This is a genomic window from Halomonas halophila (assembly GCF_030406665.1).
Classification (GTDB): Bacteria; Pseudomonadota; Gammaproteobacteria; order Pseudomonadales; family Halomonadaceae; genus Halomonas; species Halomonas halophila.
Map to the genome: position 1 here is coordinate 2,395,027 of NZ_CP129121.1, position 18,694 is coordinate 2,413,720.

At 68.8% G+C, this 18,694-nt stretch carries 16 protein-coding genes; 11 read left to right on the forward strand and 5 right to left on the reverse strand.

The window, feature by feature from the left end; translation table 11 throughout:
• Positions 1–23 precede the first annotated feature (23 nt).
• The 5 genes from gatC to QWG60_RS11165 are packed head-to-tail and all read left to right on the forward strand — an operon-like array spanning position 24 to position 4,161.
• Complete coding sequence (gene gatC, locus QWG60_RS11145; RefSeq protein ID WP_035598414.1) at positions 24–311, forward strand: Asp-tRNA(Asn)/Glu-tRNA(Gln) amidotransferase subunit GatC; 288 nt, start codon at positions 24–26, stop codon at positions 309–311.
• A 51-nt stretch (positions 312–362) separates the two neighbouring features.
• Entirely contained in the window at positions 363–1,823 is a 1,461-nt protein-coding gene (gene gatA / locus QWG60_RS11150; RefSeq protein WP_046079788.1) for an Asp-tRNA(Asn)/Glu-tRNA(Gln) amidotransferase subunit GatA, read from the forward strand.
• A complete protein-coding gene (gatB, locus tag QWG60_RS11155) occupies positions 1,823–3,289 on the forward strand; it encodes an Asp-tRNA(Asn)/Glu-tRNA(Gln) amidotransferase subunit GatB (protein ID WP_046079789.1) in 1,467 nt (488 codons plus the stop codon). Before gatA ends, gatB begins: the two co-directional genes overlap by 1 nt.
• 53 nt (positions 3,290–3,342) lie before the next feature.
• Complete coding sequence (locus QWG60_RS11160; RefSeq protein WP_035598406.1) at positions 3,343–3,894, forward strand: cupin domain-containing protein; 552 nt, start codon at positions 3,343–3,345, stop codon at positions 3,892–3,894.
• 57 nt (positions 3,895–3,951) lie between these two features.
• A complete protein-coding gene (locus QWG60_RS11165; protein WP_035598404.1) occupies positions 3,952–4,161 on the forward strand; it encodes a tautomerase family protein in 210 nt (69 codons plus the stop codon).
• Positions 4,162–4,256: 95 nt separating this feature from the next.
• Here QWG60_RS11165 and QWG60_RS11170 read toward each other — a convergent pair whose 3' ends face one another.
• From QWG60_RS11170 to QWG60_RS11185, 4 genes are all read right to left on the reverse strand, one after another.
• On the reverse strand, positions 4,257–4,424 hold the full coding sequence (locus tag QWG60_RS11170; protein WP_107180767.1) for a DUF6435 family protein: 168 nt from the start codon (positions 4,422–4,424) through the stop codon (positions 4,257–4,259).
• Between the two features lie 293 nt (positions 4,425–4,717).
• Positions 4,718–6,229 carry an aldehyde dehydrogenase gene (locus QWG60_RS11175; protein ID WP_146907338.1) on the reverse strand — a complete coding sequence of 504 codons (1,512 nt, stop codon included), beginning with the start codon at positions 6,227–6,229 and terminating at the stop codon, positions 4,718–4,720.
• Complete coding sequence (locus tag QWG60_RS11180; RefSeq protein ID WP_146907336.1) at positions 6,226–7,623, reverse strand: aspartate aminotransferase family protein; 1,398 nt, start codon at positions 7,621–7,623, stop codon at positions 6,226–6,228. The genes QWG60_RS11175 and QWG60_RS11180 overlap by 4 nt, the downstream gene beginning before the upstream one ends.
• Positions 7,624–7,654: 31 nt before the next feature.
• Positions 7,655–8,428 (reverse strand): gamma-glutamyl-gamma-aminobutyrate hydrolase family protein, encoded by a 774-nt coding sequence (locus QWG60_RS11185; RefSeq protein ID WP_146907333.1) that lies wholly within the window; start codon positions 8,426–8,428, stop codon positions 7,655–7,657.
• A gap of 256 nt (positions 8,429–8,684) precedes the next feature.
• Here QWG60_RS11185 and QWG60_RS11190 point away from each other — a divergent pair, with 256 nt between their 5' ends.
• The gene (locus QWG60_RS11190) at positions 8,685–10,061 is read left to right on the forward strand and encodes a glutamine synthetase family protein (protein ID WP_146907331.1); all 1,377 of its coding nucleotides are present in this window, start codon (positions 8,685–8,687) and stop codon (positions 10,059–10,061) included.
• A 145-nt stretch (positions 10,062–10,206) separates the two neighbouring features.
• Entirely contained in the window at positions 10,207–11,685 is a 1,479-nt protein-coding gene (locus QWG60_RS11195; RefSeq protein WP_107180771.1) for a Na+/H+ antiporter NhaC family protein, read from the forward strand.
• A gap of 50 nt (positions 11,686–11,735) precedes the next feature.
• Here QWG60_RS11195 and QWG60_RS11200 read toward each other — a convergent pair whose 3' ends face one another.
• Positions 11,736–12,797, reverse strand: a complete 1,062-nt coding sequence (locus QWG60_RS11200; protein ID WP_035597874.1) for a substrate-binding domain-containing protein — start codon at positions 12,795–12,797, stop codon at positions 11,736–11,738.
• A gap of 133 nt (positions 12,798–12,930) precedes the next feature.
• Between QWG60_RS11200 and QWG60_RS11205 the strand changes: the two genes are divergently transcribed.
• The 4 genes from QWG60_RS11205 to fdhD are packed head-to-tail and all read left to right on the forward strand — an operon-like array spanning position 12,931 to position 18,693.
• On the forward strand, positions 12,931–13,425 hold the full coding sequence (locus QWG60_RS11205; protein ID WP_046079802.1) for a formate dehydrogenase subunit gamma: 495 nt from the start codon (positions 12,931–12,933) through the stop codon (positions 13,423–13,425).
• Positions 13,422–14,978, forward strand: a complete 1,557-nt coding sequence (locus tag QWG60_RS11210; RefSeq protein WP_146907329.1) for a formate dehydrogenase beta subunit — start codon at positions 13,422–13,424, stop codon at positions 14,976–14,978. Before QWG60_RS11205 ends, QWG60_RS11210 begins: the two co-directional genes overlap by 4 nt.
• A complete protein-coding gene (fdhF, locus tag QWG60_RS11215; protein ID WP_046079804.1) occupies positions 14,975–17,842 on the forward strand; it encodes a formate dehydrogenase subunit alpha in 2,868 nt (955 codons plus the stop codon). Before QWG60_RS11210 ends, fdhF begins: the two co-directional genes overlap by 4 nt.
• Positions 17,839–18,693, forward strand: coding sequence for a formate dehydrogenase accessory sulfurtransferase FdhD (gene fdhD / locus QWG60_RS11220; protein WP_046079805.1), 855 nt, complete (start codon positions 17,839–17,841; stop codon positions 18,691–18,693). The genes fdhF and fdhD overlap by 4 nt, the downstream gene beginning before the upstream one ends.
• The last annotated feature ends 1 nt before the right edge of the window (position 18,694 follow it).

The following is an 18,694-nucleotide window of genomic DNA, read 5'->3' on the forward strand; positions in this document are numbered from 1 at the left end:
CACCCTTTCGAGGACACCCGATCATGGCGCTTGAACACGCAGACGTTCTCCGGGCCGCCCACCTGGCCCGTCTCGGCCTGGACGAGGGTGAGGCCGACCGCTACCTCGACGACCTGGGCCGCATCCTGGAGATGGCCGACCAGCTGCAGTCGATCGACACCGACGGCGTCGCCCCGCTGGCCCACCCGCTGGACGCCACCCAGCGCCTGCGCGCCGACGAGGTCACCGAGGCCGACCAGCGCGAGACCTTCCAGCGCTGCGCCCCCGCGGTGGAGAACGGCCTCTATCTGGTGCCGCGAGTCGTCGAATGACCGCCTCCCTCTTTCGTCGTCAATGACATGTCATCACGGAGCCCCGGCCCCATGCACGACCAGACACTGACCGGACTCGCCGCCGCCCTGGCGGCCGGCGAGTTCTCCAGCCGCGAGCTGACCGAACATCTGCTCGCGCGCATCGAGCGCCATGACGGCGCGCTCAACAGCTTTATCACCGTTACTGGCGATGCCGCGCTCGAAGCAGCGGATCGCGCCGATGCCGCCCGCGCGCTCGGTGAGGCCGGCCCGCTGACCGGCCTCCCGCTGGCACTGAAGGACATCTTCTGCACTCGGGGCGTCAAGACCAGCTGCGGCTCGAAGATGCTCGACAACTTCGACGCGCCCTACGACGCCACCGTGGTCGAGAAACTGGCCGCGGCCGGCACCCTGAGTCTCGGCAAGACCAACATGGACGAGTTCGCCATGGGCTCGTCCAACGAGAACAGCTTCTATGGCGCGGTGAAGAACCCCTGGGACCTCGGCGCCGTGCCCGGCGGCAGCTCCGGCGGCAGCGCCGCCGCGGTGGCCGCGGGCCTGGTGCCGGCGGCGCTCGGCACCGACACCGGCGGCTCGATCCGTCAGCCGGCGGCCTTCTGCGGCATCACCGGCCTGAAGCCGACCTACGGTCGCGTGTCGCGCTACGGCATGATCGCCTACGCCTCGAGCCTCGACCAGGCCGGCCCCATGGCCCGCACCGCCGAGGACTGCGCCCACCTGCTCGGCGCCATCGCCGGCCACGACCTGCGCGACTCCACCAGCGTGGCGCGCGGCGTGCCGGACTACACCGAGGGCCTCGACGCCCCGCTGTCCGGCCTCAAGATCGGCCTGCCCAAGGAGTACTTCGGCGACGGCCTTTCCGCCGAGGTCGAGAGCGCGGTGCGCGAGGCGATCGCGGTCTACGAATCGCTCGGCGCCACGGTGCGCGAGGTCAGCCTGCCGCATACCCACTATGCGATCCCGGCCTACTACGTGATCGCGCCGGCCGAGGCCTCCTCCAATCTGTCGCGCTTCGACGGCGTGCGCTTCGGCCACCGCTGCGAGAACCCGACCGACCTGATCGACCTCTACAAGCGCTCCCGGGGCGAGGGCTTCGGCGAGGAGGTCAAGCGGCGCATCCTGATCGGCACCCACACCCTCTCCGAGGGCTTCTTCGACGCCTACTACAAGCAGGCGCAGAAGGTCCGCCGCCTGATCCGCCAGGACTTCCTCGACGCCTTCGAGGAGGTCGACGTGCTGATGGGCCCGGCCTCGCCGACCCCGGCCTTCGACCTGGGCGCCAACAAGGACCCGGTGTCGATGTACCTGCAGGACATCTACACCATCGCCGTCAACCTGGCCGGCATCCCCGGCATCAGCGTGCCGGCCGGCTTCGCCGGCGGCCGCCCCGTGGGCCTGCAGATCCTCGGCACCCACTTCGCCGAGGCCCAGCTGCTCAACGTCGCCCACCAGTTCCAGCAGGCCACCGACTGGCACCTGCGCCGTCCCGACCTCGCCGAGGAGACCGCCTGATGCAATGGGAAACCGTGATCGGGCTGGAGGTCCACGTCCAGCTCGCCACCCGCTCCAAGATCTTCTCCGGCGCCTCCACCGCGTTCGGCGCCGAGCCCAACACCCAGGCCTGCGCCGTCGACCTGGGCCTGCCGGGCGTGCTGCCGGTGCTCAACGAGCAGGCAGTGGCCATGGCCGTGCAGTTCGGCCTCGGCATCCACGCCGAGATCCCCGAGGTCTCGGTGTTCGACCGCAAGAACTACTTCTACCCGGACCTGCCCAAGGGCTACCAGACCAGCCAGATGTATGAGCCGATCGTCGGCCCGGGCGAGGTCGAGATCCTGCTCGACGACGGCGAGAGCAAGCGCATCCGCGTGCATCACGCCCACCTCGAGGAGGACGCCGGCAAGTCGCTCCACGAGGACTTCCACGGCATGACCGGCATCGACCTCAACCGCGCCGGCACGCCGCTGCTGGAGATCGTCTCCGAGCCGGACATGCGCTCGGCCAAGGAGGCCGCGGCCTACCTCAAGGCGATCCATTCCATCGTGACCTATCTGGGCATCAGCGACGGCAACATGGCCGAGGGTTCGATGCGCTGCGACGTCAACGTCTCGGTGCGCCCCAAGGGCCAGGAAGCCTTCGGTACCCGCGCCGAGATCAAGAACGTCAACTCCTTCCGCTTCGTCGAGCGTGCCATCGAGTTCGAGGTCGAGCGCCAGATCGAGCTGCTCGAGGACGGCGGCACGGTGGTCCAGGAGACCCGTCTCTACGACCCCGAGGCCGACGAGACCCGCAGCATGCGCACCAAGGAGGAGGCCAACGACTACCGTTACTTCCCCTGCCCCGACCTGCTGCCGGTGGTGCTCGACCAGGCCTACGTCGACCACCTGCGCGGCCAGCTGCCGGAACTGCCGGCCGCCAAGCGCGAGCGCTTCCAGGGCGAGCTCGGCCTCTCCGCCTACGACGCCGGCGTGCTCTCGGCGAGCCGTGCCATGGCCGAGTACTTCGAGCGCGTTCATGCGGTCTGTGGCGACGCCAAGCAGGCCGCCAACTGGGTCCAGGGCGAGCTGTCCGGCGCCCTGAACCGCGAGGGCCTGGCGATCGTCGACAGCCCGGTCTCCGCCGACCAGCTCGGCGGCCTGATCGTCCGGGTGCTGGACGACACCATCAACGGCAAGGCCGCCAAGCAGGTGTTCCAGGCGCTGTGGCACGGCGAAGGCGGGGGAGAAAACAACAGCGCCGACGCCATCATCGAGGCCAAGGGGCTGAAGCAGGTCACCGACACCGGCGCCATCGAGGCCATGATCGATCAGGTGATCGCGGACAGTCCGGCCCAGGTCGCCCAGTACCGCGACGCCGAGCCGGACAAGCGCGGCAAGATGATCGGCTACTTCGTCGGCCAGGTGATGAAGGCCTCCCGCGGCACCGCCAACCCCCAGCAGGTCAACGCCCTGCTCAAGGAAAAGCTCGACGCCCTGTGCTGAGCCCCGAGGGGCGGGCCTGACCGGCCCGCCCCGTCGACTTCAGAGGATGAACCATGGCAGAAGACGTCGGCGCGCGATTGCGTGCCCTGCGTAAACTGAGAGGCATCTCCCAGCGCGAACTGGCCAAGCGCTGTGGCGTCACCCACTCCAGCCTGTCGCTCATCGAGCAGGGCAAGGTCAGCCCCTCGGTGAGCTCACTGAAGAAGATCCTCGATGCCATCCCCATGAGCGTCGGCGACTTCTTCACCATGGACCTGGAGAGCCGCGACCAGGTGTTCTATTCGGCCGACGAGCTGGCCGACGTGGGCAGCGGCGACGTCATCTACAAGCTGGTCGGCGGCAATCGCACCGCCCGCGCGCTGAACTTCATGGTCGAGACCTATCCCCCGGGGGCCGACACCGGCCGCGAGATGATCGCCCACCAGGGCGAGGAAGCCGGCGTAGTGCTGGAGGGCGAGATCGAGATCACCATCGGCGCCGAGACCCGCGTGCTGACCTCCGGCGAGGCCTACTACTTCGACACCAACGTCCCCCATCGCTTTCGCAACGTCGGCGAGGTCGCCTGCCGACTGGTCAGCTGCGCCACCCCGGCCCGCAGCTTCTGAACGTGGCGACGCCCCGGCACCACCGCCGGACATCGCCCCCCACCCCGGGAGATCCCCATGCCGAACGTCAACATCCAGCTGATCGAAGGCCGCAGCGCCGAGCAGAAGGAAGCCCTGATCGAGAAGATCACCGCGGCCTGCGTCGAGGCCATCGACTGCACCCCGGAGAGCGTGCGCATCGTGCTCTCCGACATCGCGCCCCAGGACTTCGGCCTGAGCGGCGAGTCGGTCGCCAAGCGCCGCGCCGATCAGGACACGACGGCCTAATCCTCCCCCCTTTCCCGGATGAGGCGTGGGGCGGACGACTCCACGCACCGCGCCTCGATCGGGTCATTCGCCAGGCCAGCCGGCCACCGCCGCTTTCAGCTCTTCTGCCGCTCAATCTCCGCCCGCAGCGCCTCGGCCTGCTCGGTCAGCACCGCATTGGACCGCATGTCACCGTTGCGTGCAGCCGTCATGGCCTCCTCCAGCTTCTGCTCGTACTGCCGCTGGAGCTTCTTAAGCGGGTCTCGCTTGAGCCAGTTCAACATGCCATTTCCTCCGCAAGAGCCAGAATTTCGTACAACTTAGAAACAACCATTGTACAAGAAAATTCCGCTCCCGGCGCTCATTCGACGCCCCCATAACGAGCCGGCCGACGATCGCCTGACGAGGTGACGGGTGTGCCACGCGGCGAACAGCGCCGCAATCCTTCCCCCCCCTGGCCGCCGCCCAGGACGCCGTTTCCTGACCGAGCCCGCGGCACGAAAAAAGCCGGCCGCGGCGAACCGCGGCCGGCAAGTCGAGGGTTCCCCTCCCCCATCAGTGCTCCAGGCTCCGCCCCTCAGGGCGCCAGCGTCATCCACACGCTCTTGAGATCGGAGTACTCTTCCAGCGAGTGATGCGACTTGTCGCGCCCGTTGCCCGACTGCTTGACCCCGCCGAAGGGCACCGTCTGGTCCATGTCCGCCCAGTTGTTGACGAACACCTGGCCCGAGCGCAGCCGGCGCGTGACGCGCATGATGCGATCGATGTCCTGGCTCCACAGCCCGGCCGCCAGGCCGTAGTCGCTGTCGTTGGCGAGCCGCACCGCCTCGTCCTCGCTGTCGAAGCCGAACACCGACAGCACCGGGCCGAAGATCTCCTCGCGGCCGATGGCCATGGTCTCGGTGACGCCGTCGAACACCGTCGGCGGGATAAACAGCCCCTTGCCCTCGATGGCGGTGGCCTCGCCACCGGCGCGCAGGGTCGCGCCCTCCGCCACGCCGCGGCGGATATAGTCGAGCACCCGCTCGTACTGGGCCTGGTCGACCATCGCACCCATGAAGCTGTCCGGGTCCAGCGGGTCGCCGGGCTGCATGCGCTCGGCGGCGGCCAGCACCTTGTCGACGAAGGCCTCGCGAATGCTGTTTTCGACCAGCAGCCGCGAGCCGGCGATGCACACCTCGCCCTGGTTGTGGAAGATCGCCCCGGCGGCGTGCTCGGCGACCCTGTCGAGATCCTTGCAGTCGGCAAACACCAGGTTCGGGCTCTTGCCGCCGCACTCCAGGAACACCTTCTTGAGATTGGACTGGCCGGCGTACTGCATCAGCTGCTTGCCGACCCCGGTCGAGCCGGTGAAGGCCAGGCAGTCGACGTCCATCGACAGCGCCAGCGCCTTGCCCACGGTATGGCCGAAGCCCGGCAGCACCTGGAACACGCCGCGCGGCAGGCCCGCCTCGCGGGCCAGGCTGGCCAGGCGCAGCGCCGACAGCGGCGACTTCTCCGAGGGCTTCAAGATTACGCTGTTGCCGGCGGCGAGCGCCGGGCCGATCTTCCAGGCGGTCATCATCAGCGGGAAGTTCCACGGCACGATGGAGGCCACCACCCCCAGCGGTTCGCGCAGCACCAGCCCCAGGCTCTCCTCGCCGGTGGGCGCGACTTCGCCGTAGAGCTTGTCGATGGACTCGGCATGGTGACGAATGCAGCCGATGGCGCCGGCCATGTCGCCGAGCGAACTTCCGACCGGCTTGCCCATGTCCAGGGTGTCGAGCAGCGCCAGCTCGTGCCGATGGGCCTCCATCAGTTCGGCCAGGCGCAGCAGCACGGCCTTGCGCTGGCCCGGGGCCAGGCGCGACCACTCGCCGGCGTCGAAGGCGCGCCGGGCGGCCGATACCGCCCGTTCGGCGTCGGCGGCGTCGCAGCTCGCCACCTCGGCCAGCGCCTCGCCGGTGGCCGGGTTGACGGTGGTCAGGGTCGCGCCGTCGACGGCGTCGACGAAGGCATCGTCGACGTAGGCGCGGGTCTCGAAGCCTTGCTCGACCAGCGAGGCGGCCAGCGCCTTCCAGTCGTCACGGGTCGTCGGGGCGGGGCTCATGCGCGGGTCTCCTCTCGCGGGGCGTTGTCGGTCACCGAATGCTCGGCCAGGCGAGCCGCGGTCTCGTCGAGCGCCTGGCGGGCCAGGCGCACCAGTTCATCGATCTCGTCGCGGGTGATCACCAGGGGCGGCGAGATGATCATGGTATCGCCCACCGAGCGCATCACCAGCCCCGCCTCGAAGCACAGATCGCGGCACAGGTTGCCGGCGCCCAGCGACTTGTCGAAGCGCGTACCCGAGGCCTTGTCGGCGACCAGCTCCAGGGCGCCCATCAGCCCCAGCGAGCGCGCCTCGCCGACGATGGGATGCTCGCCCAGCTCGGCCCAGCGCCGGGCCAGATAGGGCCCCAGATCATCGCGCACGCGATCGACCACGCCCTCGGCCTCCAGCAGCTCCAGGTTCTTCAGCGCCACGGCGGCGCAGGTGGGATGCCCCGAGTAGGTGAAACCGTGGAAGAACTCGCCCCCCTCCTCGATCAGGGCCTCGGCCACCCGATCGCCGACCAGCACGCCGCCGATCGGCAGGTAGCCCGAGGAAAGCCCCTTGGCGATCGGCATCAGGTCCGGCTCGAGGCCGAAGTGCTGACTGCCGAACCACTCGCCGAGGCGACCGAAGCCACAGATCACCTCATCGGCGACCAGCAGGATGTCGTACTTGGCCAGCACGGCCTTCACCGCCGGCCAGTAGCTCGCCGGCGGCATGATGGCGCCGCCGGCCCCCTGGACCGGCTCGGCGATGAAGGCGGCGACGTTCTCCTCGCCGAGCTCGAGGATCTTGTCCTCCAGCGCCTCGGCGCAGCGGCGCCCGAAGGCCTCCGGCGACAGGTCACGGCCCTCGCCAAACCAATAGGGCTGCGCGACATGGGCGATCTCCGGCACGCAGGGCCCACCCTGGTCGTGCATGGGCGCCATGCCGCCGAGGCTCATGCCGGCCAGGGTGGAACCGTGATAGCCGTTCTCGCGGCCGATGACCCAGCGCTTGCCGGGGCGCCCCTTCAGCGCCCAGTAGCGGCGCACCATGCGCAGCACGGTGTCGTTGGCCTCGGAACCCGAGCCGGTGAAGAAGACATGATTGACGTGTGCCGGGGCGAGCTCACAGAGCTTCCCGGCCAGCTGCAGGGCCGGCGGATGCGTGGTCTTGAAGAAGGTGTTGTAGTAGGGCAGCCGCTCGAGCTGAGCGGTCGCCGCCTCGACCAGCTCGCGACGGCCGTAACCCAGGTTCACGCACCACAGTCCCGCCATGCCGTCGAGGATACGGTGCCCCTCGCTGTCGTGGATGTAGACGCCCTCGGCATGGGTCACGACGCGGCTGCCCTCCTCGCCCAGCGCCTTGAAATCGGTGAACGGATGAAGATGATGCGCGCGGTCGCGGGCCTGATATTGCGATGTCTGCATGATGATTCTCCTTGATGACACTCGCGGCCGATCAGGCCGGGGTCGCGACCGGGGCGGCGACGCGAGCATGGTCGCCACAGGCCTCGGCGAAGCCGCGGAAGATGGCGTCGTAGAGCGGATGCTCCCGAGGCTTCCATTCGGGATGCCACTGCACGGCCAGGGTGAAGCCCGGCGCATCGGTCACCGAGATGGCCTCGACCAGGCCGTCCGGCGCCTGGGCCTCGGCGGTCAGGCCCTCGCCGAGGCGGTCGATGCCCTGCTGGTGCAGGGAGTTGACCCGAGAGCGAGGCTCGGGATACAGCGCCGCCAGGCGTCCGCCCGGGCGAATCGAAAGCTCGTGGGCCGGCGCATACTGGGCCGCCCGCTCGCCCGCCCGCTCGCGATGATCGAGCATGCCGGGCACGGTCTGAACCGCCTGGTGAAGACTGCCGCCGAAGGCCACGTTGAGTTCCTGGAAACCGCGGCAGATCCCCAGCAGCGGCAGACCGAGGTCCAGCGCCGCCGGCACCCAGGCCATGGCCGCGGCGTCGCGATGACGATCGTCACGGGTGTTCTCGGGCGCCCGCTCGGCGCCGTAGCGGGCTGGCTCGACGTTGGTGTAACTCCCGGTCAGCAGCAGGCCGTCCAGCCGTGACAGCAGCGGTGTCACAGCGGCGGCATCGCCCCCCTCCCAGACCGGCAGTATCACCGGCTCGAGCCCGTAGTCGCGCAGCGCGCTCAGGTACTTGTCGGTCACCATATGGGCGGGATGCCCTTCCACCTCACGGCGACAGGCGATCACTCCCACCAGGGGTCGGCTCTGCATGGCAGCCTCCTCGAAACGACAGGACAGAAAGTTGTTATGGTTTGCTCAACATATCTTGGTTGCTTAATCTTGCCAACCCGACGAAAGCGACAGCATCAGAAAATAAATCACAACACACTGATATTATTGAGATAACAATCAAAAATACGGAAATCACCACATTGTCAAAAGCGCCATAAACGTAAAAAATTTGACAACAAAAGCGAAGAACACCAATGATGACGACCATGCCAACATCCTAAAAACAGGTGTCATCATGCCCTCTCACCCCGTCGACGAAGCCCGCGACTTCCTGGCCCGCCACCCCGAGGTCACCAGCATCGATCTGCTGATCAGCGACCTCAACGGCGTGATGCGCGGCAAGCGCATCCCCCGCGACAACCTGGAGAAGGCCTTCGAGCACGGCATCAACCTGCCGGCCTCGGTCTTCGCTCTGGACATTCTCGGCAACACGGTGGAAGCCACGGGGCTGGGACTGGACACCGGCGACGGCGACCGCGTCTGCCGCCCCGTGCCGGGCACCCTGATGCCGACGCCCTGGCTGCGCGATGGCCGCCAGGCGCAGCTGCTGATGACCATGGAAGACAGCAACGGCGGCCCGTACCCCGTCGACCCGCGTCAGCTGCTCGCCGGCGTGCTCGAACGGCTGAAGCGGGAAGGCCTCACCCCGGTGGTGGCGGTGGAAATGGAGTTCTACCTGGTGGATCGCAGCCGAAACGAACTGGGCATGGTGCAGCCGCCCTGTTCACCGGCGACGGGCGAGCGCGCCACGCATAGCCAGCTCTACTCGATCAGCGAGCTCGACGAATACGCGGACTTCCTGGAGGAGGTGCACACCGCCGCCGAGACCCAGGCCCTCCCGCTGGATACCGCCCTGAAGGAATGCGCCCCCGGTCAATTCGAGATCAACCTGATTCACTGCGACGATGCCCTGGCGGCCTGCGACAGCGCCGTGCTGCTCAAGCGCCTGATCAAGGGCATCGCCCTGCGGCACGGCTTCGAGGCCACCTTCATGGCCAAGCCATACGGGGACGAGGCCGGCAACGGCACCCACGTGCATATCAGCCTGCTCGACGAGAGCGGGCACAACGTCTTTGCCGCCGAAGACGGCGACCCGCTGGGCACCCCCCGGCTCAAGCAGGCGGTGGCCGGGCTGCTGGCGATGATGCCCGCCTCGATGGCCCTGTTCGCGCCCAACCTCAACTCCTTCCGCCGTTTCCAGCCCGGCCTCTACGTGCCCATGGCGCCGACCTGGGGCTTCGACAACCGCTCGGTGGCGGTGCGCATTCCTTCCGGCCCCAACGCCGCACGGCGCCTGGAGCACCGCGTGGCCGGCGCCGACGCCAACCCCTACCTGCTGGTCGCCACCCTGCTGGCGGCCATCGAACACGGCCTGCACCAGCAAATGACGCCTCCGCCGGCGATCACCGGCAATGCCTACGACCAGGTCGCCCCCAGCCTGACCAACAGCTGGAGCCAGGCCCTGGACCTGCTCAAGGAGAGCAAGGCGCTCACCGAAGCCCTGGGACCACAGTTCCTGCGCGTTTTCCTCGCCAACCGCCGTGCCGAGCGCGACCAGGCCATGCAGGCGGTCAGCAAGCTGGAATACGACTGGTACCTGCGCCACGTCTGAGCAGGAAAGCCATCCTTCCACCTTCGACCGTGGGCGGCATCACCGCCCGCGGGGACGCGGCACGGTCGCGCCGGCAACGATCACAACGACCCAAGGCTCGCCTCGCGCCTGCCGAACCTCACAACACCACAAGATGGAGGTCGTCATGAGCACCACCCACCCCTTCTCACCCTCGCTGCCGGCCCGGGACGGTACCGGCCGCACCCTGCTGCTGGTGCTGGCCGTGCTGGGCACGGTCACCGCGCTGACGCTGACCCACGACCCCGGCAGCGACTACGGCTGGGCCAGCCTGGTCCCCTCGCTGATCGTGCTGGTGGTGGCCATTGCCACGCACCGCACCCTCGAGGCGCTGGCCATCGGCGCGCTGTCCGGCCTGATCATGCTGCAGCCGGAGGACTTCATCGGCGAGCTGGCCGACATCTCGCTGTCGGTGATGATGAACGAGACCATCGCCTGGCTGATCCTGGTCTGCGGCCTGATGGGCGGCTTCATCGCCATGCTCGAGAAGTCCGGCTGCACCCTGAGTTTCAGTCACGTCATGACCCGACTGGTCAAGACGCGCCGTCAGTCGATGCTCAGCACCGCGCTGCTGGGCGTGCTGATCTTCATCGACGACTACTTGAACGCCCTGGCGACCTCGGCGGCCATGAAGCGTCTCACCGATCGCTTCGGCGTCTCCCGCGAGAAGCTGGCCTATATCGTCGACTCCACGGCGGCGCCGATCTGCATCCTGGTGCCGATCTCCACCTGGGCGGTGTACTTCGCCGAACTGCTGAAAACCAACGGCGCCACCGACGGCCCCGGCATGGGACTCTACATCGCATCGATCCCGTTCATGCTCTACGGCTGGGTGGCCATGGGCCTGGTGGTGCTGGTGGCCAGCGGCAAGCTGCCCGACATCGGCCCGATGAAGGCCGCCGAAGCCCGGGCCCGGGCCGGCCAGCCGATCCCCGACGGCGCCCCGGACGAAGCCCTGGGGGAGACGACGCCCAACCAGTCGCCGTGGCGCGGCGTGTTCAACTTCCTCGCCCCCATGGCGGTACTGATCGGTGCCAGCGCCTACTTCGAGATCGACCTGCTCAAGGGCGTGATGGTCGCCACCCTGTTCACCCTGGTGCTTTACCTCATCCAGCGCCTGGCGACCTTCGCCAGCCTGATGGACGGCATCATGGACGGCTTCCGTACCATGATGCTGCCGCTGGCCATCGTCGCCGTGGGCTTCGTGCTGCGCGAGGTCAACGACCAGCTGGGCATGACCCAGTTCATGATCGATGCCCTCGCCCCCTATCTGACGCCGGCACTGCTGCCCGTCCTGGTGTTCGTGTCCATGGCGGTGGTGGTGTTCGCCACGGGCTCTTCCTGGGGCGTGTTCGTGATCTCGATCCCCATCGTGGTCCCCATGGCCCAGCACATGGATGCCCCGATGCCGCTGGTGGTGGGTGCCCTGCTGTCGGCCTCGAGCTTCGGCAGCCACGCCTGCTTCTTCTCCGACTCCTCGGTGCTGTCCTCACAGGGCAGCGGCTGCCTGCCGATGCAGCACGGCCTGACCCAGTTCCCCTACGCGCTGATCGGCGCCCTGATCACCGCCGGCGGCTTCCTGGCGCTGGGTCATGTCCTGACCTGAGCCTGACCTGAACCAGGCCTGTCACGCGGCGCCGCCCGGCGCCGCGTGCGTCAATCCGGCAGCAGCGACTCGATGCCCTCCACCTGGCCGCAGCGATCCGGCCGATAGCCCGGCAGCTCCGCCACCGCCGCCTGAAACGCCTCGCCGGCGATCACCTGACACAGCGACTGCAGCTTGGGCTCCGCCAGGCTGCGCCGATGACCGACCAGCAGATAGTCCTCCAGCGCCAGCGGCACGAAGTCGAGACCGAAGCGCCGCGCCGCCGCCTCCACCCCGAAACCGACCTCTGCCATGCCGGCAGCGACATAGGCCGCCACCGCCGAGTGGGTGTATTCCTCGAGTTCATAGCCGCGGATGCGCCGCGTCGCGAGCCCTTCGCCCTCGAGGAGGCCGTCCAGCAGCGCCCGGGTGCCCGACCCCACCTGGCGATTGATGAAGCGCACCTCGCCCTTGGCCAGATCGTTCAACCCTTTGACACCCAATGGATTTCCCGGCGCCACGATCAACCCCTGGCGTCGGGTGATGAAGCGGATGACGCGATAGCTGCGCGGCTTGAGCAGGTCTCGATAGCCGCGGCTCACCCGCTTGCCGACCTCCCCCCGCGGCAGGTGGAAACCGGCCAGATCGCAGGCCCCGCGATGCAGCGCCGAGAGGGCCTCACGGGAACTACAATATTGGAGATCGAGGCGCAGCTCATCGAGATAGGCCGGGAGCAGCTCCACGGCATAGCCGTGGGTGGCATAGAGCCGCAGCACCGGCTTGACGCCCTCGAGGGTCTGCTGGATGGCGAGGTTGAGCTCGGAGCCCAGGCTCTCCAACTGCGGCCCCAGTCGGGCAATCACCCGCTGCTCGGCCCACAGCAGCTTCTCGCCCAGTGGCGACAGTCGTGCACCCTTGCCACGCTCGAGGTCGACCAGGGCGATGCCGAAGAACTCGCCCCACTTGTTGAGCAGGTTCCAGGCATGGCGATAGGAGATACCGACAGCCTCGGCGGCCTGGGTGAGCTTGCCGTGGCGATGCACCGCCTCGAGCAGGCCGAACAGCTTGGGATCGAGCTGGTTACCGGCCTCGTCGCTGAAGTACCAGGCCGGCGTGATGCGGATACGCTTCATGTGAAGTAAGTTTCATATTTCGCCATGGAAACACCAATGCTAGCTTTACCGCGACCGTGACGCACGCCCCGCCCAAAATATGAAGAAGCGTGCATATTTAAAAGCCAGCTACAATGATAACCAGGGGTACTCGATGAACGATTCCCGAGAGTGGACGCCCCAGGCGGTCCAGGCCGAGATCGACGCCCTGAAGCACAAGCCCGGCGCCCTGCTGCCGATCCTGCACGCCCTTCAGGACCGCTTCGACCATGTGCCCGAAGGCGCGGTGCCGATCATCGCCGAATCGCTGGGCCTCACCCGCGCCGAGGTGCACGGGGTGATCAGCTTCTACCACCATTTCCGCACCTCGCCGCCGGGGCGCCATGTGGTCCAGGTGTGCCGCGCCGAGGCCTGTCAGGCCCGCGGTGCCCGCACCCTGGAAGCCCATGCCAAGGCCACCCTCGGCGTCGGCTACCACCAGACCACCGCCGACCGCGAGATCACCCTCGAGGCCGTCTACTGCCTGGGCAACTGCGCCTGCGGCCCCTCGGTCCGCGTCGACGACCAGATCCTCGGCCGCGTGACGCCCGAGAGCTTCGATGCCCTGGTCGATGAACTCCGCACCCAGCCGCTGGAGGTGCTCGGATGAGCGTCCGCGTCTTCGTTCCCCGTGATACCACCGCCCTCTCGCTGGGCGCCGACGCCGTCGCCACGGGCCTGGAGCGCGAGGCCGAACGGCGTGGCCTCGAGCTGACCGTGGTGCGCAACGGCTCCCGCGGCCTGGCCTGGCTCGAGCCGCTGGTCGAGGTCGAGACCCCCGCCGGCCGCGTCGCCTATGGCCCGGTGACGCCCGCCGACGTGCCGTCGCTGCTCGATGAGGGCCTGCTCGAGGGTCGTGACGGCCACGCGCTGGCCCAGGGGCCGACCGAGTCGATCCCCTATCTCGCCCGCCAGCAGCGCCTGACCTTCGCCCGCATCGGCGTGACCGATCCGCTGTCGGTCGATGACTACAAGGCCCACGACGGCTTCCGCGGCCTCGAGGCCGCGCTGGCGCTCGAGCCCCAGGACATCGTCGAGGAGGTCAAGGCCTCCGGCCTGCGCGGCCGCGGCGGCGCGGCCTTCCCCACCGGCATCAAGTGGCAGACGGTGCTCGACACCCCGGCGGACCAGAAGTACATCGTCTGCAACGCCGACGAGGGCGACTCCGGCACCTTCGCCGACCGCCTGATCATGGAGTGCGACCCCTACGTGCTGATCGAGGGCATGGCCATCGCCGGGCTCGCCGTGAACGCCACCCAGGGCTACATCTACCTGCGCTCCGAGTACCCGCTGGCCAAGGAGATCCTCGACGACGCCATCGCGCGCGCCGAGGCCGCCGGCTACCTGGGCGACGACCTCCAGGGCAGCGGCCGCGCCTTCCATCTGGAAGTGCGCCTGGGCGCCGGCGCCTACATCTGCGGCGAGGAGACCTCGCTGCTGGAGAGCCTCGAAGGCAAGCGCGGCCTGGTCCGCTTCAAGCCGCCGCTGCCGGCCATCGAGGGCCTGTTCGGCCGCCCCACCGTGGTCAACAACGTGCTGTCGCTGGCCGCCGTGCCCTTCATCCTCGCCGAGGGCGCACAGGCCTACGCCAACCACGGCATGGGCCGCTCCCGCGGCACCCTGGCGCTGCAGCTGGCCGGCAACGTCCAGCGCGGCGGTCTGGTCGAGCTGGCCTTCGGCACCACCCTGCGCACCCTGATGGAAGAGTTCGGCGGTGGCACCGCCAGCGGTCGCCCGCTGCGCGCGGTGCAGGTCGGCGGCCCGCTGTGCGCCTACCTGCCCGAGAACCAGTGGGACATGCCGCTGGACTACGAGACCTTCGCCGAGGTCGGCGCGGGCGTCGGCCACGGCGGCGTGGTGATGTTCGACGACAGCGTGGACATGGCCGAGCAGGCCCGCTTCTCGATGGAGTTCTGCAAGGTCGAATCCTGCGGCAAGTGCACGCCCTGCCGCATCGGCTCGACCCGCGGCGTGGAGGTCATCGACCGCATCCGTGCCAACGAGAACCGCGACGCCAACCTCGAGCTCCTCGGCGAGCTCTGCGAGACCATGGAAGACGGGTCACTGTGCGCCATGGGCGGCATGACGCCCTTCCCGGTGCAGAGCGCCCTGAAATACTTCCCCGACGACTTCCAGCGCGCGCCGGAAGGAGACCGCTCATGATTCAGCACTTCGACCCCAGCCAGCACGAAAAGGACCTCGGCACGCCGGCCCCCGCCGCCGACGCGGCCCCGGTGAGCCTCGAGATCGACGGCGTCGAGATCACCGTGCCCGAGGGCACCTCGGTGCTGCGCGCCGCGGCCCTGGCCGATATCAACATTCCCAAGCTGTGCGCCACCGACAGCCTGGAAGCCTTCGGCTCCTGCCGGCTGTGCGCCGTCCAGGTCGAGGGCAAGCGCGGCACGCCGGCGGCCTGCACCACCCCGGTCGCCGCGGGCATGAAGGTCACCACCCAGAACGACCGGCTGGCCAAGCTACGGCGCAACATCATGGAGCTCTACATCTCCGACCACCCGCTGGACTGCCTGACCTGTCCGGCCAACGGCGACTGCGAGCTGCAGGACATGGCCGGCGCGGTGGGCCTGCGCGAGGTGCGCTACGGCTTCGAAGGCGAGAACCACCTGGCCGCCGAGACCGACCACTCCAACCCCTACTTCAGCTTCGATCCCAGCAAGTGCATCGTCTGCTCGCGCTGCGTGCGGGCCTGCGAGGAGGTGCAGGGCACCTTCGCGCTGACCATCGACGGCCGCGGCTTCGACTCGACGGTGGCCGCCGGCCAGGACGAGGCCTTCATGGACTCCGAGTGCGTGTCCTGCGGCGCCTGCGTCCAGGCCTGCCCGACCTCGACGCTGATGGAGAAGAGCGTCATCGACGCCGGCCAGCCCGAGCACAGCGTGATCACCACCTGTGCCTACTGCGGGGTCGGCTGCTCCTTCGAGGCCCAGATGAAGGGCGACCAGCTGGTGCGCATGGTGCCCTACAAGGGCGGCGACGCGAACCACGGCCACTCCTGCGTCAAGGGCCGCTTCGCCTTCGGCTACGCGACCCATCCGGACCGCATCACCTCGCCGATGATCCGCGATGCCATCGACCAGCCCTGGCGCCCGGTCGAATGGGACGAGGCGATCTCCTTCGCCGCCAAGCGCCTCACGGCGATCCAGGACGCGCACGGCCGCGAGAGCATCGGCGGCATCACGTCCTCGCGCTGCACCAACGAGGAAACCTACCTGGTGCAGAAGCTGATCCGCGCGGCCTTCGGCAACAACAACACCGACACCTGCGCCCGGGTCTGCCACTCGCCCACCGGCTACGGCCTGAAGACCACCCTGGGCGAGTCCGCCGGCACCCAGACCTTCGACTCGGTGATGGAAGCCGACGCCATCATCGTGATCGGCGCCAACCCCACCGACGCCCACCCGGTGTTCGGCTCGCTGATGCGAAAGCGCCTGCGCCAGGGCGCCTCGCTGATCGTCGCCGACCCGCGGCGCATCGACCTGCTCAAGACGCCTCACCTCGAGGATGCCCAGCACCTGCCGCTGCGCCCGGGCACCAACGTGGCGCTGGTCAACGCCCTGGCCCACGTGGTCGTCACCGAGGGCCTCGAGGATCACGACTTCATCGCCAAGCGCTGCGACACCGAGGCGTATCGCGCCTGGCGTGATTTCATCAGCGAGGAGCGCCACTCCCCGGAGGCCACCGAGGCGATCACCGGCGTGTCCGCCGAGGCCGTGCGCCACGCCGCGCGCACCTACGCCACCGCCGGCAACGGCGCCATCTACTACGGCCTGGGCGTCACCGAGCACAGCCAGGGCTCGACCATGGTGATGGGCATCGCCAACCTGGCGCTGGCCACCGGCAACATCGGCCGCGAGGGCGTGGGCGTGAACCCGCTGCGCGGCCAGAACAACGTCCAGGGCTCCTGCGACATGGGCTCCTTCCCCCATGAGCTGCCGGGCTACCAGCACGTCGCCGACGTCGCGGCGCGCGGCCGCTTCGAGGATGCCTGGGGCGTCAAGCTCGATGACGAGCCGGGCCTGCGCATCCCCAACATGTTCGACGCCGCCATCGAGGGCAGCTTCAAGGCGCTCTACGTGCAGGGCGAGGACATCGCCCAGTCGGACCCCGACACCCAGCACGTGGAGGCGGCGCTGCGCTCGCTGGACTGCCTGATCGTCCAGGACATCTTCCTCAACGAGACCGCCAAGTACGCCCACGTGCTGCTGCCGGGCTCGAGCTTCCTGGAGAAGGACGGCACCTTCACCAACGCCGAGCGCCGCATCAATCGCGTGCGCAAGGTGATGCCGCCGGTGGCCGGCAAGGCCGACTGGGAGGTCACCGTCGACCTGGCGCGTGCACTCGGCTACCCGATGGAGTACACGCATCCGTCCGAGATCATGGACGAGATCGCGCGGCTCACGCCGACCTTCTCCGGGGTCAGCTACGACAAGCTCGACGAGCTCGGCAGCCTGCAGTGGCCGTGCAACGAAGAGCATCCCGAGGGCACCCCGACCATGCACGAGGTGGACTTCCCGATCGGCCGCGGCCGCTTCGCGATCACCGAGTACGTGGCCACCGAGGAGCGCGCCAATCGCCGCTTCCCGCTGCTGCTGACCACCGGGCGGATCCTGTCCCAGTACAACGTCGGCGCCCAGACCCGGCGCACCGACAACCAGGTGTGGCATGACGAGGACGTGCTGGAGCTGCACCCCTCCGACGCCGAGGTGCGCGGCATCCAGGACGGCGACTGGCTGGGCATCACCAGCCGCTCCGGCCAGACGGTGCTGCGGGCGCGGCTCAGCGAGCGCATGCAGCCGGGCGTGGTCTACACCACCTTCCACCACCCGGGCAGCGGCGCCAACGTGATCACCACCAGCAGCTCCGACTGGGCCACCAACTGCCCCGAGTACAAGGTGACCGCGGTGCAGGTCGAGAAGGTCAGCCAGCCGTCGCAGTGGCAGCGCCGCTTCGATGAGGTCGACCGTCAGCAGCGCGAATACCTGGCCACGGCCAGGGACGCCGCCTCATGAGCCGTCGAGGGACGCCATCGCCCGGCGACGGCGCCCCTCCCCTGACGCACAGGCGCGTGGAGGTCCACCGCGGTGCGTCGGGCCGGGACGCCGACGCGGTCGACGACGCCCTGGCACTGGAGGTGCCGGTGGCGCTGGTCTACAACGGCATCTCCCACGCGGTAATGATGGCCAGCCCCGCCGACCTCGAGGAGTTCGCGCTGGGCTTCAGCCTCACCGAGGGCATCCTCTCACACCCCCACGAGTGCTACGACCTGGAGGTACACGAGGAGCCCGGCGGGCTGACGGTACAGCTGAGCATCGCCAGCCAGCGGCTGGCGGAGCTCAAGGAGCGCCGTCGCAGCCTGGCCGGCCGCACCGGCTGCGGTCTGTGCGGCACCGAGGCGCTGGATCAGGCGATCCGCCCGATTCCGCGGGTCCGGGCCCCGGCGCTCGACGACGACGCCATCCAGCAGGCCCTCGGGGCCCTCGCCGATCACCAGGTGCTGCAGGCGGCCACCGGGGCCACCCATGCCGCCGCCTGGTGCGAGGCCGACGGCCGCGTGCGGCTGGCGCGCGAGGACGTGGGACGCCACAACGCCCTCGACAAGCTGATCGGCGCCCTGGCCCGGGAGGGCGGCCCCAGCGACGGCGGCTTCGCCCTGGTCTCGAGTCGCGCCAGCTACGAGATGGTGCACAAGAGCGCCAGCGCCGGCATCGGCGCTCTGGTGGCCGTCTCGGCGGCCACCTCGCTGGCGGTGGAACAGGCCGAGCAGGCCGGGCTGCTGCTGGTCGGCTTCGCCCGTCCCGGCCGCCATCTGATCTATCATCGCCCCGTCGACGCCTCGTCGGCGCGGGCCCAAGGTTGTTGAG

What these genes read in the sequence shown, in the direction of transcription:
- gatC (WP_035598414.1), top strand. Translation starts at nt 24, where the DNA reads ATGGCGCTTGAACACGCAGACGTTCTCCGGGCCGCCCACCTGGCCCGT.
- gatA (WP_046079788.1), top strand. Translation starts at nt 363, where the DNA reads ATGCACGACCAGACACTGACCGGACTCGCCGCCGCCCTGGCGGCCGGC.
- gatB (WP_046079789.1), top strand. Translation starts at nt 1,823, where the DNA reads ATGCAATGGGAAACCGTGATCGGGCTGGAGGTCCACGTCCAGCTCGCC.
- QWG60_RS11160 (WP_035598406.1), top strand. Translation starts at nt 3,343, where the DNA reads ATGGCAGAAGACGTCGGCGCGCGATTGCGTGCCCTGCGTAAACTGAGA.
- QWG60_RS11165 (WP_035598404.1), top strand. Translation starts at nt 3,952, where the DNA reads ATGCCGAACGTCAACATCCAGCTGATCGAAGGCCGCAGCGCCGAGCAG.
- QWG60_RS11170 (WP_107180767.1), bottom strand. Translation starts at nt 4,424, where the DNA reads ATGTTGAACTGGCTCAAGCGAGACCCGCTTAAGAAGCTCCAGCGGCAG.
- QWG60_RS11175 (WP_146907338.1), bottom strand. Translation starts at nt 6,229, where the DNA reads ATGAGCCCCGCCCCGACGACCCGTGACGACTGGAAGGCGCTGGCCGCC.
- QWG60_RS11180 (WP_146907336.1), bottom strand. Translation starts at nt 7,623, where the DNA reads ATGCAGACATCGCAATATCAGGCCCGCGACCGCGCGCATCATCTTCAT.
- QWG60_RS11185 (WP_146907333.1), bottom strand. Translation starts at nt 8,428, where the DNA reads ATGCAGAGCCGACCCCTGGTGGGAGTGATCGCCTGTCGCCGTGAGGTG.
- QWG60_RS11190 (WP_146907331.1), top strand. Translation starts at nt 8,685, where the DNA reads ATGCCCTCTCACCCCGTCGACGAAGCCCGCGACTTCCTGGCCCGCCAC.
- QWG60_RS11195 (WP_107180771.1), top strand. Translation starts at nt 10,207, where the DNA reads ATGAGCACCACCCACCCCTTCTCACCCTCGCTGCCGGCCCGGGACGGT.
- QWG60_RS11200 (WP_035597874.1), bottom strand. Translation starts at nt 12,797, where the DNA reads ATGAAGCGTATCCGCATCACGCCGGCCTGGTACTTCAGCGACGAGGCC.
- QWG60_RS11205 (WP_046079802.1), top strand. Translation starts at nt 12,931, where the DNA reads ATGAACGATTCCCGAGAGTGGACGCCCCAGGCGGTCCAGGCCGAGATC.
- QWG60_RS11210 (WP_146907329.1), top strand. Translation starts at nt 13,422, where the DNA reads ATGAGCGTCCGCGTCTTCGTTCCCCGTGATACCACCGCCCTCTCGCTG.
- fdhF (WP_046079804.1), top strand. Translation starts at nt 14,975, where the DNA reads ATGATTCAGCACTTCGACCCCAGCCAGCACGAAAAGGACCTCGGCACG.
- fdhD (WP_046079805.1), top strand. Translation starts at nt 17,839, where the DNA reads ATGAGCCGTCGAGGGACGCCATCGCCCGGCGACGGCGCCCCTCCCCTG.